Below are 12,592 nucleotides of genomic sequence, written 5' to 3' on the forward strand. Positions count from 1 at the left end.
TGTCCTGATTTTTGTTAATCCACTATACCGTCGGGCTTTGCGCTTGAGAAGAACGCGCATTTTTATTATGATATACCGCATTCAGGCTATATATCGGAACATGAAGGTTATCTTATGTTGAAACAAACGACACTTTTGGCGGCTTGCGCCTCCTTTGCCGCACTGTTGGGCGGTTGTGCTACCCAGCAGCCTGCCCCCGTCATTGCAGGCAATTCAGGTATGCAGGACGCGCCGTCTTCGGCAGTTTACAACAACCCCTATGGAGCAACGCCGTACAGCCCGGCTCCTGCCGGCGATGCGCCTTATGTGCCGCCGGTGCAAAGCGCGCCGGTTTATACGCCTCCTGCTTATGTTCCGCCGTCTGCACCTGCCGTTTCGGGTACATACGTTCCTTCTTACGCACCCGTCGACATCAACGCGGCGACGCATACTATTGTGCGCGGCGACACGGTGTACAACATTTCCAAACGCTACCATATCTCTCAAGACGATTTCCGTGCGTGGAACGGCATGACCGACAATACGTTGAGCATCGGTCAGATTGTTAAAGTCAAACCGGCAGGATATGCCGCACCGAAAGCCGCAGCCGTAAAAAGCAGGCCCGCCGTACCGGCTGCCGCGCAACCGCCCGTACAGTCCGCACCCGTCGACATCAACGCGGCGACGCATACTATTGTGCGCGGCGACACGGTGTACAACATTTCCAAACGCTACCATATCTCTCAAGACGATTTCCGTGCGTGGAACGGCATGACCGACAATACGTTGAGCATCGGTCAGATTGTTAAAGTCAAACCGGCAGGATATGCCGCACCGAAAACCTCAGCCGTAGAAAGCAGGCCCGCCGTACCGGCTGCCGTGCAAACCCCTGTGAAACCCGCCGCGCAACCGCCTGTGCAGTCCGCGCCGCAACCTGCCGCGCCCGCTGCGGAAAATAAAGCGGTTCCCGCGCCCGCCCCGCAATCTCCTGCCGCTTCGCCTTCCGGCACGCGTTCGGTCGGCGGCATTGTTTGGCAGCGTCCGACGCAAGGTAAAGTGGTTGCCGATTTCGGCGGCAACAACAAGGGTGTCGATATTGCCGGTAATGCGGGACAGCCCGTTTTGGCGGCGGCTGACGGCAAAGTGGTTTATGCAGGTTCCGGTTTGAGGGGATACGGCAATCTGGTCATCATCCAGCATAATTCTTCCTTCCTGACCGCATACGGGCACAACCAAAAATTGCTGGTCGGTGAAGGCCAGCAGGTCAAACGCGGGCAGCAGGTCGCTTTGATGGGCAATACCGACGCTTCCAGAACGCAGCTTCATTTCGAGGTGCGGCAAAACGGCAAACCGGTTAACCCGAACAGCTATATCGCGTTCTGACTTTCTGCCTGAAATCAAATTGGAAATGCCGTCTGAAAGGTTTTCAGACGGCATTTTTGTTTTTGGCGGCTGTGTTTTCAAATTATTCGGAAGGGATGGGGCATATAAATTTGTTTGACTGTGTTTGGGTATAGTGGATTAACAAAAATCAGGACAAGGCGACGAAGCCGCAGACAGTACAGATAGTACGGAACCGATTCACTTGGTGCTTCAGCACCTTAGAGAATCGTTCTCTTTGAGCTAAGGCGAGGCAACGCCGTACTGGTTTGAATTTAATCCACTATATTTGCTTGATTTCATCCGTTTGCAATGGAAACGGATGGCGCGATGTGCCTGTCTTTCAGACGGCATAGTCCGCCGTCAGCAGCCGCAGGACATGTCTTCAGAGGCTTGCAGGCTGATGTCTCTGCGTTTTTTGGCTTTTTCGTAGCGGCAGCGTTGGCGGTCGGTCAGGATTTCCAGCGGAGGGACAGGGACGGGTTTGCCGTCTTTGACCGCAACCATCGTGAAGTAGCAGCTGTTGGTATGGCGGATTTCGCCGGTGCGGATGTTTTGTGCTTCGACACGGATGCCGATTTCCATCGAGGTGCGTCCCGTGTAGTTGACAGCGGCGTAAAAGGTAACCAAATCGCCGATGTGGATGGGTTCTTTAAACAGGACTTTGTCAACCGACAGGGTAACGCAATAATTGCCGCTGTAACGGCTGGCGCAGGAATAGGCGACTTGGTCGAGCAGGAGCAGGAGTTCGCCGCCGTGTACGTTGCCGCTGAAATTGGCGGTGTCCGGCATCATCAGTTCGGACATAATGAGTTCGTGGGAAGGCAGTTGGCGTTGTTGTGTCATAGTGTACCTGTTTTAAGAAAGGGTGTTTTGAAATGGGTGCGGGGAAATTTTAGGGAATGGGGAAGTGGAATTCAAGCTAAAAAAAGCTATGATGGGATAGTCTGCCGAAATGGACCGCCGATGCCGTCTGAAGCCTTCAGACGGCATTTTGTTTAGGAAAGCCAAAAACGGAAGACCAGGAAAAACACGAGTGCCAATACGCCCGCCCAAACGACGAGCATGAATCCAGCAACTGCCCGTCCCATACGGTAAACCGGGTTTTTGCGTTCGTCTTCGATGGGGGAGGTGTGGTGTTTTTCGGGTTGTCCGGACATTTTGTTCTCAATCGGAAAAGTTGGAAACGGGCGTAAGGTTATGTTGCCGTGCAAAAAGATTCAAGAAGGAAGGTCAGCAGCCGTCTTCCCAATTTTCGTCCCAAGCGTGTTTCAATGCCGTCTGAACGGTATCGGCATCGAATCCGCGATAGGCGAGGAAACGCGCCTGTTTTTGTTTTTCTTTGAGGTCGGCGGCGGGGTGTTTGAATTTTTTACGCAACACGGCTATGGCGGCCAGTTTTTCGCTTGAGCGGTCGGGAAGCAGGTTGCGGCTGGTTTCTTCATCTATGCCCTGTTGCGCCAAAGCCTGTTTCAGCCTCAATGAACCGTGTTTGCGGCTTTTGCTGCGGATATAGGCTTCGGCATAGCGCAAATCCGACTGCCAGTTGCGTTCGGCAAATTCGTTTAACACGTTTTCCAACTCCTCTTCGCTTTCGGCGTGCGGTGCAAGTTTGCGTTTCAGACCGATGCGGCTGAGTTCTTGGCGCGAGAGGATGTCCATCGCGCGGGCGCGTAGGGATTTTTGCGGTTTCATGGCGGCGGTTTCGGCGTGGGGCAGGTTTCAGACGGCATAGCGGCGCAAACCGGAGCCGTCCGAATGCCTACTCTTCTTTGTTTTTCTGAGGTTGCAGGTTTTCGTAAATTTCGGGCAGCGAGCCGATAATCCAGTCGGGGCGGGTCGCATCGTCTTGCGAGAGCAGCGTCATATCGCCGTAACCGAAGGTAACGCCGACGCTCAGGCAGCCGGCGGCTTTGGCGGCGATGATGTCGTTGCGCGAGTCGCCGACCATAACCATGTTTGCAACATCGATACCCAAAACTTCGGCGGCGTGCCGCAGCGGCAGGGGGCTGGGTTTTTTCTCGGGCAGGCTGTCGCCGCCGAGTATCAGGCTGAAGTAGTCGGCAAGTCCGAGCTGTTTCAACAGTTCGACGGCAAGGATTTCGTTTTTATTGGTAATGACTGCCAGCGGGATGCCCAAAGATTTGAGCAATGCCAGCCCGGTTGCGGTTTCGGGATAGGGGCGGGTGAAGACGCTCAAATGGTCGCGGTAGTATTTCATATAGGATACGAAACCTTTTTCCCACAGTTCGGAATCGGCTTCGCGGTCGCGGTCGTTGGTGAGGACGCGGTGAACCAGTTTGCCGATGCCGTCGCCCACATAGCTTTCGACCACTTTGGCGGGCAGCGGTTTCATACCGAGTTGTTCCAACATCGCTTCTGCGGCGGCGGCAAGGTCGGGGACGGAATCGCACAGTGTGCCGTCCAAATCGAAGGCGACGGCTTGGACGTGTTCGATGGCTGCATTCATAATCTGATTTCCTGTCGGGTTGAAAGGGTTTATTTTAACATCGTTTGCACAGGGCTTCTAATGTATAGATTGTTAACAATCGCAACAGGTTTTGCAGGCGGTGTTTTCGGATTTCGGGGCGGAATCGGGCAAGGGTTTGAAATCCCAGCGATGTTCCAATTAAATTTTTAAAAAATAAAAGGATGCCTATATCTTTATTTAATTGGACATTTATTTTTCGGATGCGCGCGCTGCTTTTTCAGGCGGAGTCCGGGCTGATTCCGTGCGGCTTGAAAAATAAAATCATATATAGATTAATCAAATCGGGCTTATGCCGACTACACGCTATTACATTTTGTCGGGAAATTGGTTATAGTAATGAGCGAAATGCACGCCCCTGAAAATCTTTTTGTGAAAAGGAAGCAAAATGTCTGAAGCCCTTGCAAAAGAAACCCTCAATCCGTTTGAAATCGCGCGCAAACAGGTCAAAACCGCCTGCGACCGGCTGAAAACCGATCCGGCCGTTTATGAAATCCTGAAGAGTCCGACCCGCGTGTTGGAAGTCAATTTCCCCGTCAAACTCGACGACGGCACGGTCAAAACCTTCACGGGCTACCGTTCGCAACACAACAACGCCGTCGGCCCCTATAAAGGCGGCGTGCGCTTCCATCCCGGTGTGAATCTGGACGAAGTCAAAGCCTTGTCAATTTGGATGACCATCAAATGCTGCGTTGCGGGTATTCCTTATGGCGGCGGCAAAGGCGGCATTACCTTGGATCCGCGCGATTATTCCGAGGCGGAACTGGAACGCATCGCCCGCGCTTATTCCGAAGCCATTTCTCCGCTGATCGGCGAGAAAATCGATATTCCCGCCCCCGATGTGAACACCAACGGCAAAATCATGTCTTGGATGGTTGATGCCTATGAAAACGTGGTGAAACATTCTGCACCGGGCGTATTTACCGGTAAACCGGTTGAGTTCGGCGGCTCTTTGGCGCGTACCGAAGCCACGGGTTACGGCGTGAACCTCGCCGCCGTCCAAGCCTTGGAAAAACTGGGCAAAGACGTGAAGGGTGCCACTTACGCCATTCAAGGTTTCGGTAATGTCGGTTACCACACAGGTTATTACGCGCATCAATCCGGCGCGAAAGTCGTTGCGGTTTCTACTGTTGACGTTGCCATTTACAACGAAAACGGCTTGGATATGGAAGCTTTGTTTAAAGAGTTCCAAGAAAAAGGCTTCATCACCAACGAAGCCGGTTACGGCAAGGAAATTACCAACGCCGAACTTTTGGCTTTGGATGTGGACGTACTCGCCCCTTGCGCGCTGGAAAATCAACTGACTTCTGAAAACGCCGGTAAAGTCCGCGCGAAAATCGTGGTCGAAGGCGCGAACGGCCCGACTACGCCCGAAGCCGACGTTATCCTGCGTCAAAACGGCGTATTGGTCGTGCCCGATATTTTGGCGAACTGCGGCGGCGTGGTGGTATCTTATTTTGAATGGGTACAAAATCTGCAAGGCTATTATTGGGAGTTTGACGAAGTTCAGGAAAAAGAAACCGTCGTCCTGCGCCGTGCGTTCCGCGATATATGGAACTTGGCGCAAGAGTATGATGTCGATTTGCGAACCGCGTCTTACATGATGAGTATCCGCCGTGTTGAAAAAGCGATGAAACTGCGCGGTTGGTATTGATGTTTGAACAAAAAATGCCGTCTGAAGCCTTCAGGCGGCATTTTTGTGCGGGCGGGATTAATGGTGAGAATGGCCGATTTGGAAGGTTAAAGTTGAGTAGTTCGCCTGTTTTTGGCACACGCTTTGATCGGGGAAGTCGGCTTTGTGTTCGACACTGGCTTTCCAAAAGCCTTGGCGCAAGGGGATGATGTCCACTTCGCCTTTGCCGTCGGTGGTGTCGGAGAAAGCCTGTGCTTCGGTTTTGTGCGTTTTGCTGCGGTCGCTGGTGTCGAAGCCGTCAAAGGTGGCGGTAACGGTGGCATTGGGCAGCGGTTCGCCACGGAACAGAACGCGGACTTTGAAGCGTTCGCCTACGTGAATGTTGGCGGGATTGTCCAGCGGGACGATTTCCAAGTTTTGTCCGACCGGTTTGGTGATGATGGCGGTGTCCGCGCTTTCGTGTCCGACGTTGACGATGTTTTTGCCGAACATTCGGGTTTGTTCGCAATAGCTTGCGTCAGGCATTTGTTTGATGCCCGCCTGTTTCCAGCCTGCTTTGTTTTTTGACCAGAAAGTAGGCTGATATTCGGCGATGACGAGGTAACTGCCGTCCTTAACGGGACGGTTGCTTCGGTACTGGTAGTTGTATGTGCCGCGTTGAATCATGTTTTCCTTGCCTTTTTCGGTAACCAGCTGCATCGGTTTGCTGAAGATGTGCAGGCGGTCTTTGGCGATGGGTTCGAGTTCGGGAAATTCGCCGTAGCCCAAGTCGGCTTTAAGGTATTCGCCGCCGTGCGTGTGGGCGGTTTCGACCCAGACGCGGTGGGCGTGGGCGGATGCGGCAAATAGGGCGGAAACGGCGAGCAGTGTCAATGTTTTCTTCATGGTGCAGCCTTTGTCTCGTGTGGGTTAAAGATTTTGTTATGTTATAACAAAATAGGTATCGTGTGAAGACGGATTTGCTGTCTGAAAACTGTCTTTTTGTATAGTGGATTAACAAAAACCGGTACGGCGTTGCCTCGCCTTAGCTCAAAGAGAACGATTCTCTAAGGTGCTGAAGCACCAAGTGAATCGGTTCCGTACTGTTTGTACTGTCTGCGGCTTCGTCGCCTTGTCCTGATTTTTGTTAATCCACTATATCGATTTGAATTTTTCAGAAAATGAAGCGGACGTTTGGGCGGAGGCAACTTGTTTGATAAGATAGCAATATTTCAAAACGGAGAAAGATCATGCCTTATGTCAATATTAAAGTAACCGGCGGCAAGGAAGCACCGACTGCCGCGCAAAAAGCGGAACTGATCGGCGGCGTAACCGAATTGCTGGCACGCGTGCTGGGCAAAAATCCCGAAACAACGGTTGTCGTGATTGACGAAGTGGATACCGATAACTGGGGAATAGGCGGCAAAAGCGTCAGCGAACGGCGCAAAGAGGGCAGGTAAAAAGCCTGAAAATCTCGGTTTGATGCTTTAAATTCCGCGTGAAAAAGAGTACATTCCCACCCATTGCCCAAAATTTACGGAACACATCATGGATAAATTTCCCAAGTCTGCAAAGCTCGATCACGTCTGTTACGACATACGCGGGCCGGTTCACAAAAAAGCCCTTCAGTTGGAAGAGGAGGGCAATAAAATCCTTAAACTCAATATCGGCAACCCTGCGCCGTTCGGCTTTGAAGCCCCTGATGAAATCTTGGTCGATGTCATCCGCAACCTGCCGACTTCGCAAGGCTATTGCGATTCTAAAGGGCTGTATTCCGCCCGCAAAGCCATTGTTCACTACTATCAGACCAAAGGTTTGCGCGATATTACGGTTGATGATGTCTATATCGGCAACGGCGTGTCCGAGCTGATTACGATGTCTATGCAGGCATTGCTCGACGACGGCGACGAAATCCTGATTCCCGCGCCCGACTACCCTTTGTGGACGGCGGCGGCAACGCTTGCGGGCGGTACGGTACGCCATTATCTGTGCGACGAAGAAAACGGCTGGTTCCCCAACCTTGCCGATATGGAAGCCAAAATCACGCCCAAAACCAAAGCCATCGTCGTCATCAATCCCAATAATCCGACAGGCGCGGTGTACAGCAGGGAAATCCTGTTGGAAATCGCCGAACTGGCGCGCAAGCACGGTTTGATTATTTTCGCCGACGAGATTTACGATAAAATCCTTTATGACGGAGCGGTTCACCACCACATCGCCGCGCTTGCCCCCGACCTTTTGACGGTAACGTTCAACGGTTTGTCCAAATCCTACCGCGTCGCCGGCTTCCGCCAAGGCTGGATGGTGCTCAACGGGCCGAAACATCACGCAAAAGGTTACATCGAGGGTTTGGATATGCTCTCGTCCATGCGCTTGTGTGCCAATACGCCGATGCAGCACGCGATTCAGACGGCATTGGGCGGCTATCAGAGCATTAACGAATTTATCCTGCCGGGCGGGCGGCTTTTGGAACAGCGCAACAGGGCGTGGGAACTGGTCAGCCAAATCCCCGGCGTGTCCTGCGTCAAACCGATGGGCGCGATGTATATGTTCCCGAAAATCGATACCGAAATGTACCGCATCCGCGATGACATGAAATTCGTTTACGATTTGCTGGTGCGCGAAAAAGTCTTGCTGGTACAGGGAACGGGGTTTAATTGGATCAAGCCCGACCATTTCCGCATTGTTACGCTGCCTTACGTCCATCAGATTGAAGAGGCGATGGGCAGGCTGGCAAGATTCCTGCAAACCTACCGCCAATAAGGGGACGGTTTGTCTGCCGAGGATAAAAAATGCCGTCTGAAACGGAGATTCCCGTTTCAGACGGCATTTTCAACAGCAGGAACGAATCAGGCAAATTTCAGTCTGTCGCCGTCGGCTTCCACCCTGATTTCGCTTTCGGGCGCATAGTTTCCGGCAAGCAGGGCTTTTGCCAGCGGGTTTTCGATTTCCGACTGGATGGCGCGTTTGAGCGGACGTGCGCCGTAAATCGGGTCGAAACCGGCTTTGGCGATGATGTCCAGTGCGGCATCGGAAACAGCCAGGCGCAGGTTTTGTTTTTCCAAACGTTTTTCCAAACCTTTGAGCTGGATTTTCGCAATGCTGCGGATGTTTGCCTGATCCAAACCGTGGAACACGACCACTTCGTCGATGCGGTTGATCATTTCAGGACGGAAATGTTCTTTCACATCCTCCATCACAACTTCTTTTACCGCTTCGTAATCCTGAATGCCCATTTGTTGGATGTGCTGGCTGCCGATGTTGGAAGTCATCACAATCACGGTATTTTTAAAATCTACCGTCCTGCCTTGCCCGTCGGTCAAACGACCGTCATCCAATACTTGCAGCAGGATGTTGAACACATCGGGATGGGCTTTTTCCACTTCGTCCAGCAGAATCACGCTGTACGGTTTGCGGCGCACTTGTTCGGTCAGGTAGCCGCCTTCTTCGTAGCCGACATAACCCGGAGGCGCGCCGATTAAGCGGGCAACGGCGTGTTTTTCCATATATTCGGACATATCGATGCGAATCAGATGATCTTCGCTGTCGAACAGAAAGCCTGCCAGGGCTTTACACAACTCGGTTTTACCCACGCCGGTCGGGCCCAAGAACAGGAAGCTGCCGTAAGGCTTGTTCGGATCGGCAAGACCGGAGCGGCTGCGGCGGATAGCGTCGGACACGGCACGCACGGCTTCGTCCTGTCCGACCACGCGGCGGTGCAATACTTCTTCCATTTTCAGCAGTTTGTCGCGTTCGCCTTCCATCATTTTGGATACGGGAATGCCGGTCATACGGGAAACCACCTCTGCGATTTCCTCTGCGCCGACATTATTACGCAAGAGTTTGTTTGCCGGTTTTGTGCTGTCCGTATCTGCCCGTTCGGCGGCTGCACGCTGTTTTTCCAAATGCTCCAAATCTTCATACATCAATTTTGAAGCCAGTGCCAAATCGCCTTGCCGTTTTGCCTGTTCGATTTTAATTTTGACTTCGTCAATTTGTTTCTTAATATTAGCAGCACCGTCTGAAATTGCTTTTTCGGCTTTCCAGATTTCGTCTAAATCGGCGTATTCTTTTTGCAGACCGTTGATTTCCTCGTCTATCAGTTCCAAACGTTTTTTGCTGGCATCGTCTTTTTCTTTTTCAACGTGCGCCTTTTCCATCCGAAGCTGAATTAGACGGCGGTCGATTTTGTCCATTGCTTCCGGCTTGGTTTCTTTTTCCATCTTGACACGGCTGGCGGCTTCGTCAATCAAATCAATCGCTTTATCAGGCAGGAAGCGGTCGGTAATGTAGCGGTCGCTCAACTCCGCTGCGGCAACGATAGCAGGGTCGGTAATATCGATACCGTGGTGGATTTCATAACGCTCCTGTAAACCGCGCAAGATAGCGATGGTGTCTTCTACACTTGGCTCGCCGACCAATACTTTTTGGAAGCGGCGTTCGAGTGCCGCGTCTTTTTCGATGTATTGGCGGTATTCGTCCAAGGTGGTCGCGCCGATACAGTGCAATTCGCCACGTGCCAAAGCCGGTTTCAGCATATTGCCCGCATCCATCGCACCGTCGGTTTTGCCTGCGCCGACCAAAGTATGGATTTCGTCGATGAAAATCAGAGTGTTGCCATCGTCTTTCGCCAAATCGTTCAATACGCCTTTCAAGCGTTCTTCAAATTCGCCGCGGTATTTCGCGCCGGCAATCAAAGCCGCCAAGTCCAGAACCAAAAGGCGTTTGTTGCGCAGGGATTCAGGCACTTCGCCGTTGACGATACGTTGCGCCAAGCCTTCAACAATGGCGGTTTTACCCACGCCCGGTTCGCCAATCAGCACGGGGTTGTTTTTGGTGCGGCGTTGCAATACCTGAATTGCACGGCGGATTTCGTCGTCACGACCGATAACGGGGTCGAGCTTACCGTCTCGGGCGCGTTGGGTCAGATCGAGCGTGTATTTTTTCAGCGCATCGCGTTGGTCTTCGGCATTGGCATCGTTCACGTTTTGTCCTCCTCGTACCGCGTCAATCGCGGCATTGATGTTTTGTTCGGTCGCGCCGGCTTCTTTCAAGATTTTGCCGGTCGCATCGTTCTGCTGCACCAAGGCGAGCAGGAAAAGTTCGCTGGCGATATAGGCATCGCCGCGTTTGGTTGCGGCTTTGTCCATCAGGTTCAACACCGCCTGCAATTCGCGGCTGGGCAGAATGTCGCCGCCCTGGCCGGACACTTTCGGCAGGCTGTTCAAATGCTGCTGCAAACGCTGTTTCACCTGCGGCACGTTCACGCCCGAATGCGCCAGCAACGCGGCGGCTCCGCTGTTTTGGTCGTCAAGCAGGGCTTTTAACACAAAGCCTGCTTCCAGATAGCTGCCGTCCGCAGCCAACGCCAAACTCTGAGCTTCTGCAAGGGCTTGTTGGAATTTGGCGGTTAATTTGTCGTATCGCATTTTTGTTTCCTTTTCAAAATGTCCGCTGTCGAAGCCTATATGTGCATAATTGTGGATAACTCAAGTTCTGGTTTCTGTTTTTCTATATTTAATTCGATATATCATTGAATTTAAAGTATATAAAAATGTATAATAATGTGTATAACTATATCTTCTTAATATGGAAAAGTCTGTTGTCGGCTGGATGTAGGTGGCAAATCGGGTATAATCGGCACATCTTTTTCCCTTTCAGACGGCATTGATGCCGCAAGGACATTTTATGAGCAAAAAACGAGTTCTGACCGGCGTAACCACCACCGGCATCCCGCATCTGGGCAACTACGTCGGTGCCATTCGCCCCGCCGTCCGCGCGGCGCAAAACCCCGATACCGAATCCTTCCTCTTCCTCGCCGATTACCACGGCATCATCAAATGCCACGAGCCGGAGATGATTCACCAATCCACCCAAGCCGTTGCCGCCACTTGGCTTGCCTGCGGACTCGACCCCGAGCGCACCACCTTCTACCGTCAAAGCGACATTCCCGAAGTGATGGAATTGAACTGGATTCTGACCTGCATTACCGCCAAAGGCCTGATGAACCGCGCCCACGCTTACAAAGCCGCAGTACAGGCAAATACCGAAAACGGTCAAGAGGATCCGGATCACGGCGTGGAAATGGGTCTGTACAGCTACCCTATCCTCATGACTGCCGACATTCTCATGTTCAATGCCCATGAAGTTCCAGTCGGTCGCGACCAAATCCAACACGTTGAAATGGCACGCGATATTGCCGGCCGCTTCAACCACCGCTTCCGGGAACTCTTCACACTGCCCGAAGTGAAAATCGACGAAAACGTCGAACTCTTGGTTGGTTTGGACGGACGCAAAATGTCCAAATCCTACGGCAACACCATTCCGCTTTGGGAAAACGACAAAAAAACCCAAAAATCGGTCAACAAAATCATCACCAATATGAAAGAGCCGGGCGAGCCGAAGAAGCCCGACGAAAGCCCTCTGTTTGAAATCTACAAAGCTTTCTCCACGCCGTCTGAAACGGCAGAATTTACGAAAATGCTTGCCGACGGCTTGGCTTGGGGCGAGGCAAAAAAACTTTTGGCGGCGAAAATCAACGCCGAACTCGCCGAACCGCGCGAACGCTACAACGAGCTGACCGCCGACCCTTCGCAAATCGAAGAGATTTTGCAGGCAGGCGCGCAAAAAGCGCGTAAAGAAGCACGCGAATTATTGGGCAAAGTACGTGATGCGGTCGGTATCCGCCCGTTGAAATAAACCCAATGCCGTCCGAACCTCTTAAAGGCTTGCCGGAACAAAACGTCGTCCGGCTGACCGGCAAGCATCCCAACGACTTGGAAGCCGTCGTCGGCAAATGTATGGAAACCGACGGAAAGGGCGCGCCTTCGGGCTGGGCGGCAAACGGCGTGTGCCATACCTTGTTTGCCAAACTGGTGGGCAATATCGCCGAAGACGGCGGCAAACTGACGGATTACCTGATTTCGCATTCCGCCCTGCAACCCTATCAGGCAGGCAAAAGCGGCTATGCCGCCGTGCAGAACGGACGCTATGTGCTGGAAATCGACAGCGAGGGGGCGTTTTATTTCCGCCGCCGCCATTATTGAGGTATTCGGACATCCCGGAATATATTTGGTTTTTTCAAACCCTGCAGGAAAAAGTCCGCACCGTCGGGAAACTCAAAAGGAGGGGGA

At 52.4% G+C, this 12,592-nt stretch carries 12 protein-coding genes; 6 read left to right on the forward strand and 6 right to left on the reverse strand.

Annotated features, from left to right (window positions below; translation table 11 throughout):
* Positions 1-114 precede the first annotated feature (114 nt).
* Complete coding sequence (locus IUJ45_RS10320) at positions 115-1,362, forward strand: M23 family metallopeptidase (protein ID WP_002239875.1); 1,248 nt, start codon at positions 115-117, stop codon at positions 1,360-1,362.
* 360 nt (positions 1,363-1,722) lie between these two features.
* Here IUJ45_RS10320 and IUJ45_RS10325 read toward each other — a convergent pair whose 3' ends face one another.
* From IUJ45_RS10325 to IUJ45_RS10340, 4 genes are all read right to left on the reverse strand, one after another.
* Positions 1,723-2,205, reverse strand: coding sequence for an acyl-CoA thioesterase (locus IUJ45_RS10325; RefSeq protein WP_002216871.1), 483 nt, complete (start codon positions 2,203-2,205; stop codon positions 1,723-1,725).
* A 152-nt stretch (positions 2,206-2,357) separates the two neighbouring features.
* On the reverse strand, positions 2,358-2,519 hold the full coding sequence (locus IUJ45_RS10330) for a hypothetical protein (protein WP_002239941.1): 162 nt from the start codon (positions 2,517-2,519) through the stop codon (positions 2,358-2,360).
* Between the two features lie 73 nt (positions 2,520-2,592).
* A complete protein-coding gene (gene recX / locus IUJ45_RS10335) occupies positions 2,593-3,054 on the reverse strand; it encodes a recombination regulator RecX (RefSeq protein ID WP_002235024.1) in 462 nt (153 codons plus the stop codon).
* A gap of 67 nt (positions 3,055-3,121) precedes the next feature.
* Positions 3,122-3,829, reverse strand: a complete 708-nt coding sequence (locus tag IUJ45_RS10340) for a phosphoglycolate phosphatase (protein ID WP_002235023.1) — start codon at positions 3,827-3,829, stop codon at positions 3,122-3,124.
* Positions 3,830-4,235: 406 nt separating this feature from the next.
* On the opposite strand from IUJ45_RS10340, the gene IUJ45_RS10345 reads away from it, so the two are divergent.
* Positions 4,236-5,501 (forward strand): Glu/Leu/Phe/Val family dehydrogenase, encoded by a 1,266-nt coding sequence (locus tag IUJ45_RS10345; RefSeq protein ID WP_002222259.1) that lies wholly within the window; start codon positions 4,236-4,238, stop codon positions 5,499-5,501.
* Between the two features lie 57 nt (positions 5,502-5,558).
* Here the strand turns inward: IUJ45_RS10345 and IUJ45_RS10350 are convergent, their stop codons facing one another.
* Positions 5,559-6,365 carry a DUF4198 domain-containing protein gene (locus IUJ45_RS10350; protein ID WP_002246280.1) on the reverse strand — a complete coding sequence of 269 codons (807 nt, stop codon included), beginning with the start codon at positions 6,363-6,365 and terminating at the stop codon, positions 5,559-5,561.
* A gap of 344 nt (positions 6,366-6,709) precedes the next feature.
* Here IUJ45_RS10350 and IUJ45_RS10355 point away from each other — a divergent pair, with 344 nt between their 5' ends.
* Complete coding sequence (locus IUJ45_RS10355) at positions 6,710-6,919, forward strand: tautomerase family protein (RefSeq protein WP_002212949.1); 210 nt, start codon at positions 6,710-6,712, stop codon at positions 6,917-6,919.
* Between the two features lie 88 nt (positions 6,920-7,007).
* A complete protein-coding gene (locus IUJ45_RS10360) occupies positions 7,008-8,222 on the forward strand; it encodes a pyridoxal phosphate-dependent aminotransferase (protein ID WP_002247004.1) in 1,215 nt (404 codons plus the stop codon).
* Between the two features lie 86 nt (positions 8,223-8,308).
* On the opposite strand, the gene clpB is transcribed toward IUJ45_RS10360, so the two are convergent.
* Positions 8,309-10,888 carry an ATP-dependent chaperone ClpB gene (gene clpB, locus IUJ45_RS10365; protein ID WP_002249403.1) on the reverse strand — a complete coding sequence of 860 codons (2,580 nt, stop codon included), beginning with the start codon at positions 10,886-10,888 and terminating at the stop codon, positions 8,309-8,311.
* Between the two features lie 259 nt (positions 10,889-11,147).
* Between clpB and trpS the strand changes: the two genes are divergently transcribed.
* The gene (trpS, locus tag IUJ45_RS10370; RefSeq protein WP_002249402.1) at positions 11,148-12,158 is read left to right on the forward strand and encodes a tryptophan--tRNA ligase; all 1,011 of its coding nucleotides are present in this window, start codon (positions 11,148-11,150) and stop codon (positions 12,156-12,158) included.
* A 5-nt stretch (positions 12,159-12,163) separates the two neighbouring features.
* The gene (locus tag IUJ45_RS10375) at positions 12,164-12,505 is read left to right on the forward strand and encodes a hypothetical protein (protein WP_002247016.1); all 342 of its coding nucleotides are present in this window, start codon (positions 12,164-12,166) and stop codon (positions 12,503-12,505) included.
* Positions 12,506-12,592 lie beyond the last annotated feature (87 nt).

The sequence above is a fragment of the Neisseria meningitidis genome (assembly GCF_022869645.1).
Lineage (GTDB): Bacteria > Pseudomonadota > Gammaproteobacteria > Burkholderiales > Neisseriaceae > Neisseria > Neisseria meningitidis.

Bases quoted from the DNA above. Each gene is read 5' to 3' on its own strand.
- recX (WP_002235024.1), bottom strand. From the start codon at position 3,054: ATGAAACCGCAAAAATCCCTACGCGCCCGCGCGATGGACATCCTCTCG.
- IUJ45_RS10340 (WP_002235023.1), bottom strand. From the start codon at position 3,829: ATGAATGCAGCCATCGAACACGTCCAAGCCGTCGCCTTCGATTTGGAC.
- IUJ45_RS10325 (WP_002216871.1), bottom strand. From the start codon at position 2,205: ATGACACAACAACGCCAACTGCCTTCCCACGAACTCATTATGTCCGAA.
- IUJ45_RS10375 (WP_002247016.1), top strand. From the start codon at position 12,164: ATGCCGTCCGAACCTCTTAAAGGCTTGCCGGAACAAAACGTCGTCCGG.
- IUJ45_RS10355 (WP_002212949.1), top strand. From the start codon at position 6,710: ATGCCTTATGTCAATATTAAAGTAACCGGCGGCAAGGAAGCACCGACT.
- clpB (WP_002249403.1), bottom strand. From the start codon at position 10,888: ATGCGATACGACAAATTAACCGCCAAATTCCAACAAGCCCTTGCAGAA.
- IUJ45_RS10345 (WP_002222259.1), top strand. From the start codon at position 4,236: ATGTCTGAAGCCCTTGCAAAAGAAACCCTCAATCCGTTTGAAATCGCG.
- IUJ45_RS10320 (WP_002239875.1), top strand. From the start codon at position 115: ATGTTGAAACAAACGACACTTTTGGCGGCTTGCGCCTCCTTTGCCGCA.
- trpS (WP_002249402.1), top strand. From the start codon at position 11,148: ATGAGCAAAAAACGAGTTCTGACCGGCGTAACCACCACCGGCATCCCG.
- IUJ45_RS10350 (WP_002246280.1), bottom strand. From the start codon at position 6,365: ATGAAGAAAACATTGACACTGCTCGCCGTTTCCGCCCTATTTGCCGCA.
- IUJ45_RS10330 (WP_002239941.1), bottom strand. From the start codon at position 2,519: ATGTCCGGACAACCCGAAAAACACCACACCTCCCCCATCGAAGACGAA.
- IUJ45_RS10360 (WP_002247004.1), top strand. From the start codon at position 7,008: ATGGATAAATTTCCCAAGTCTGCAAAGCTCGATCACGTCTGTTACGAC.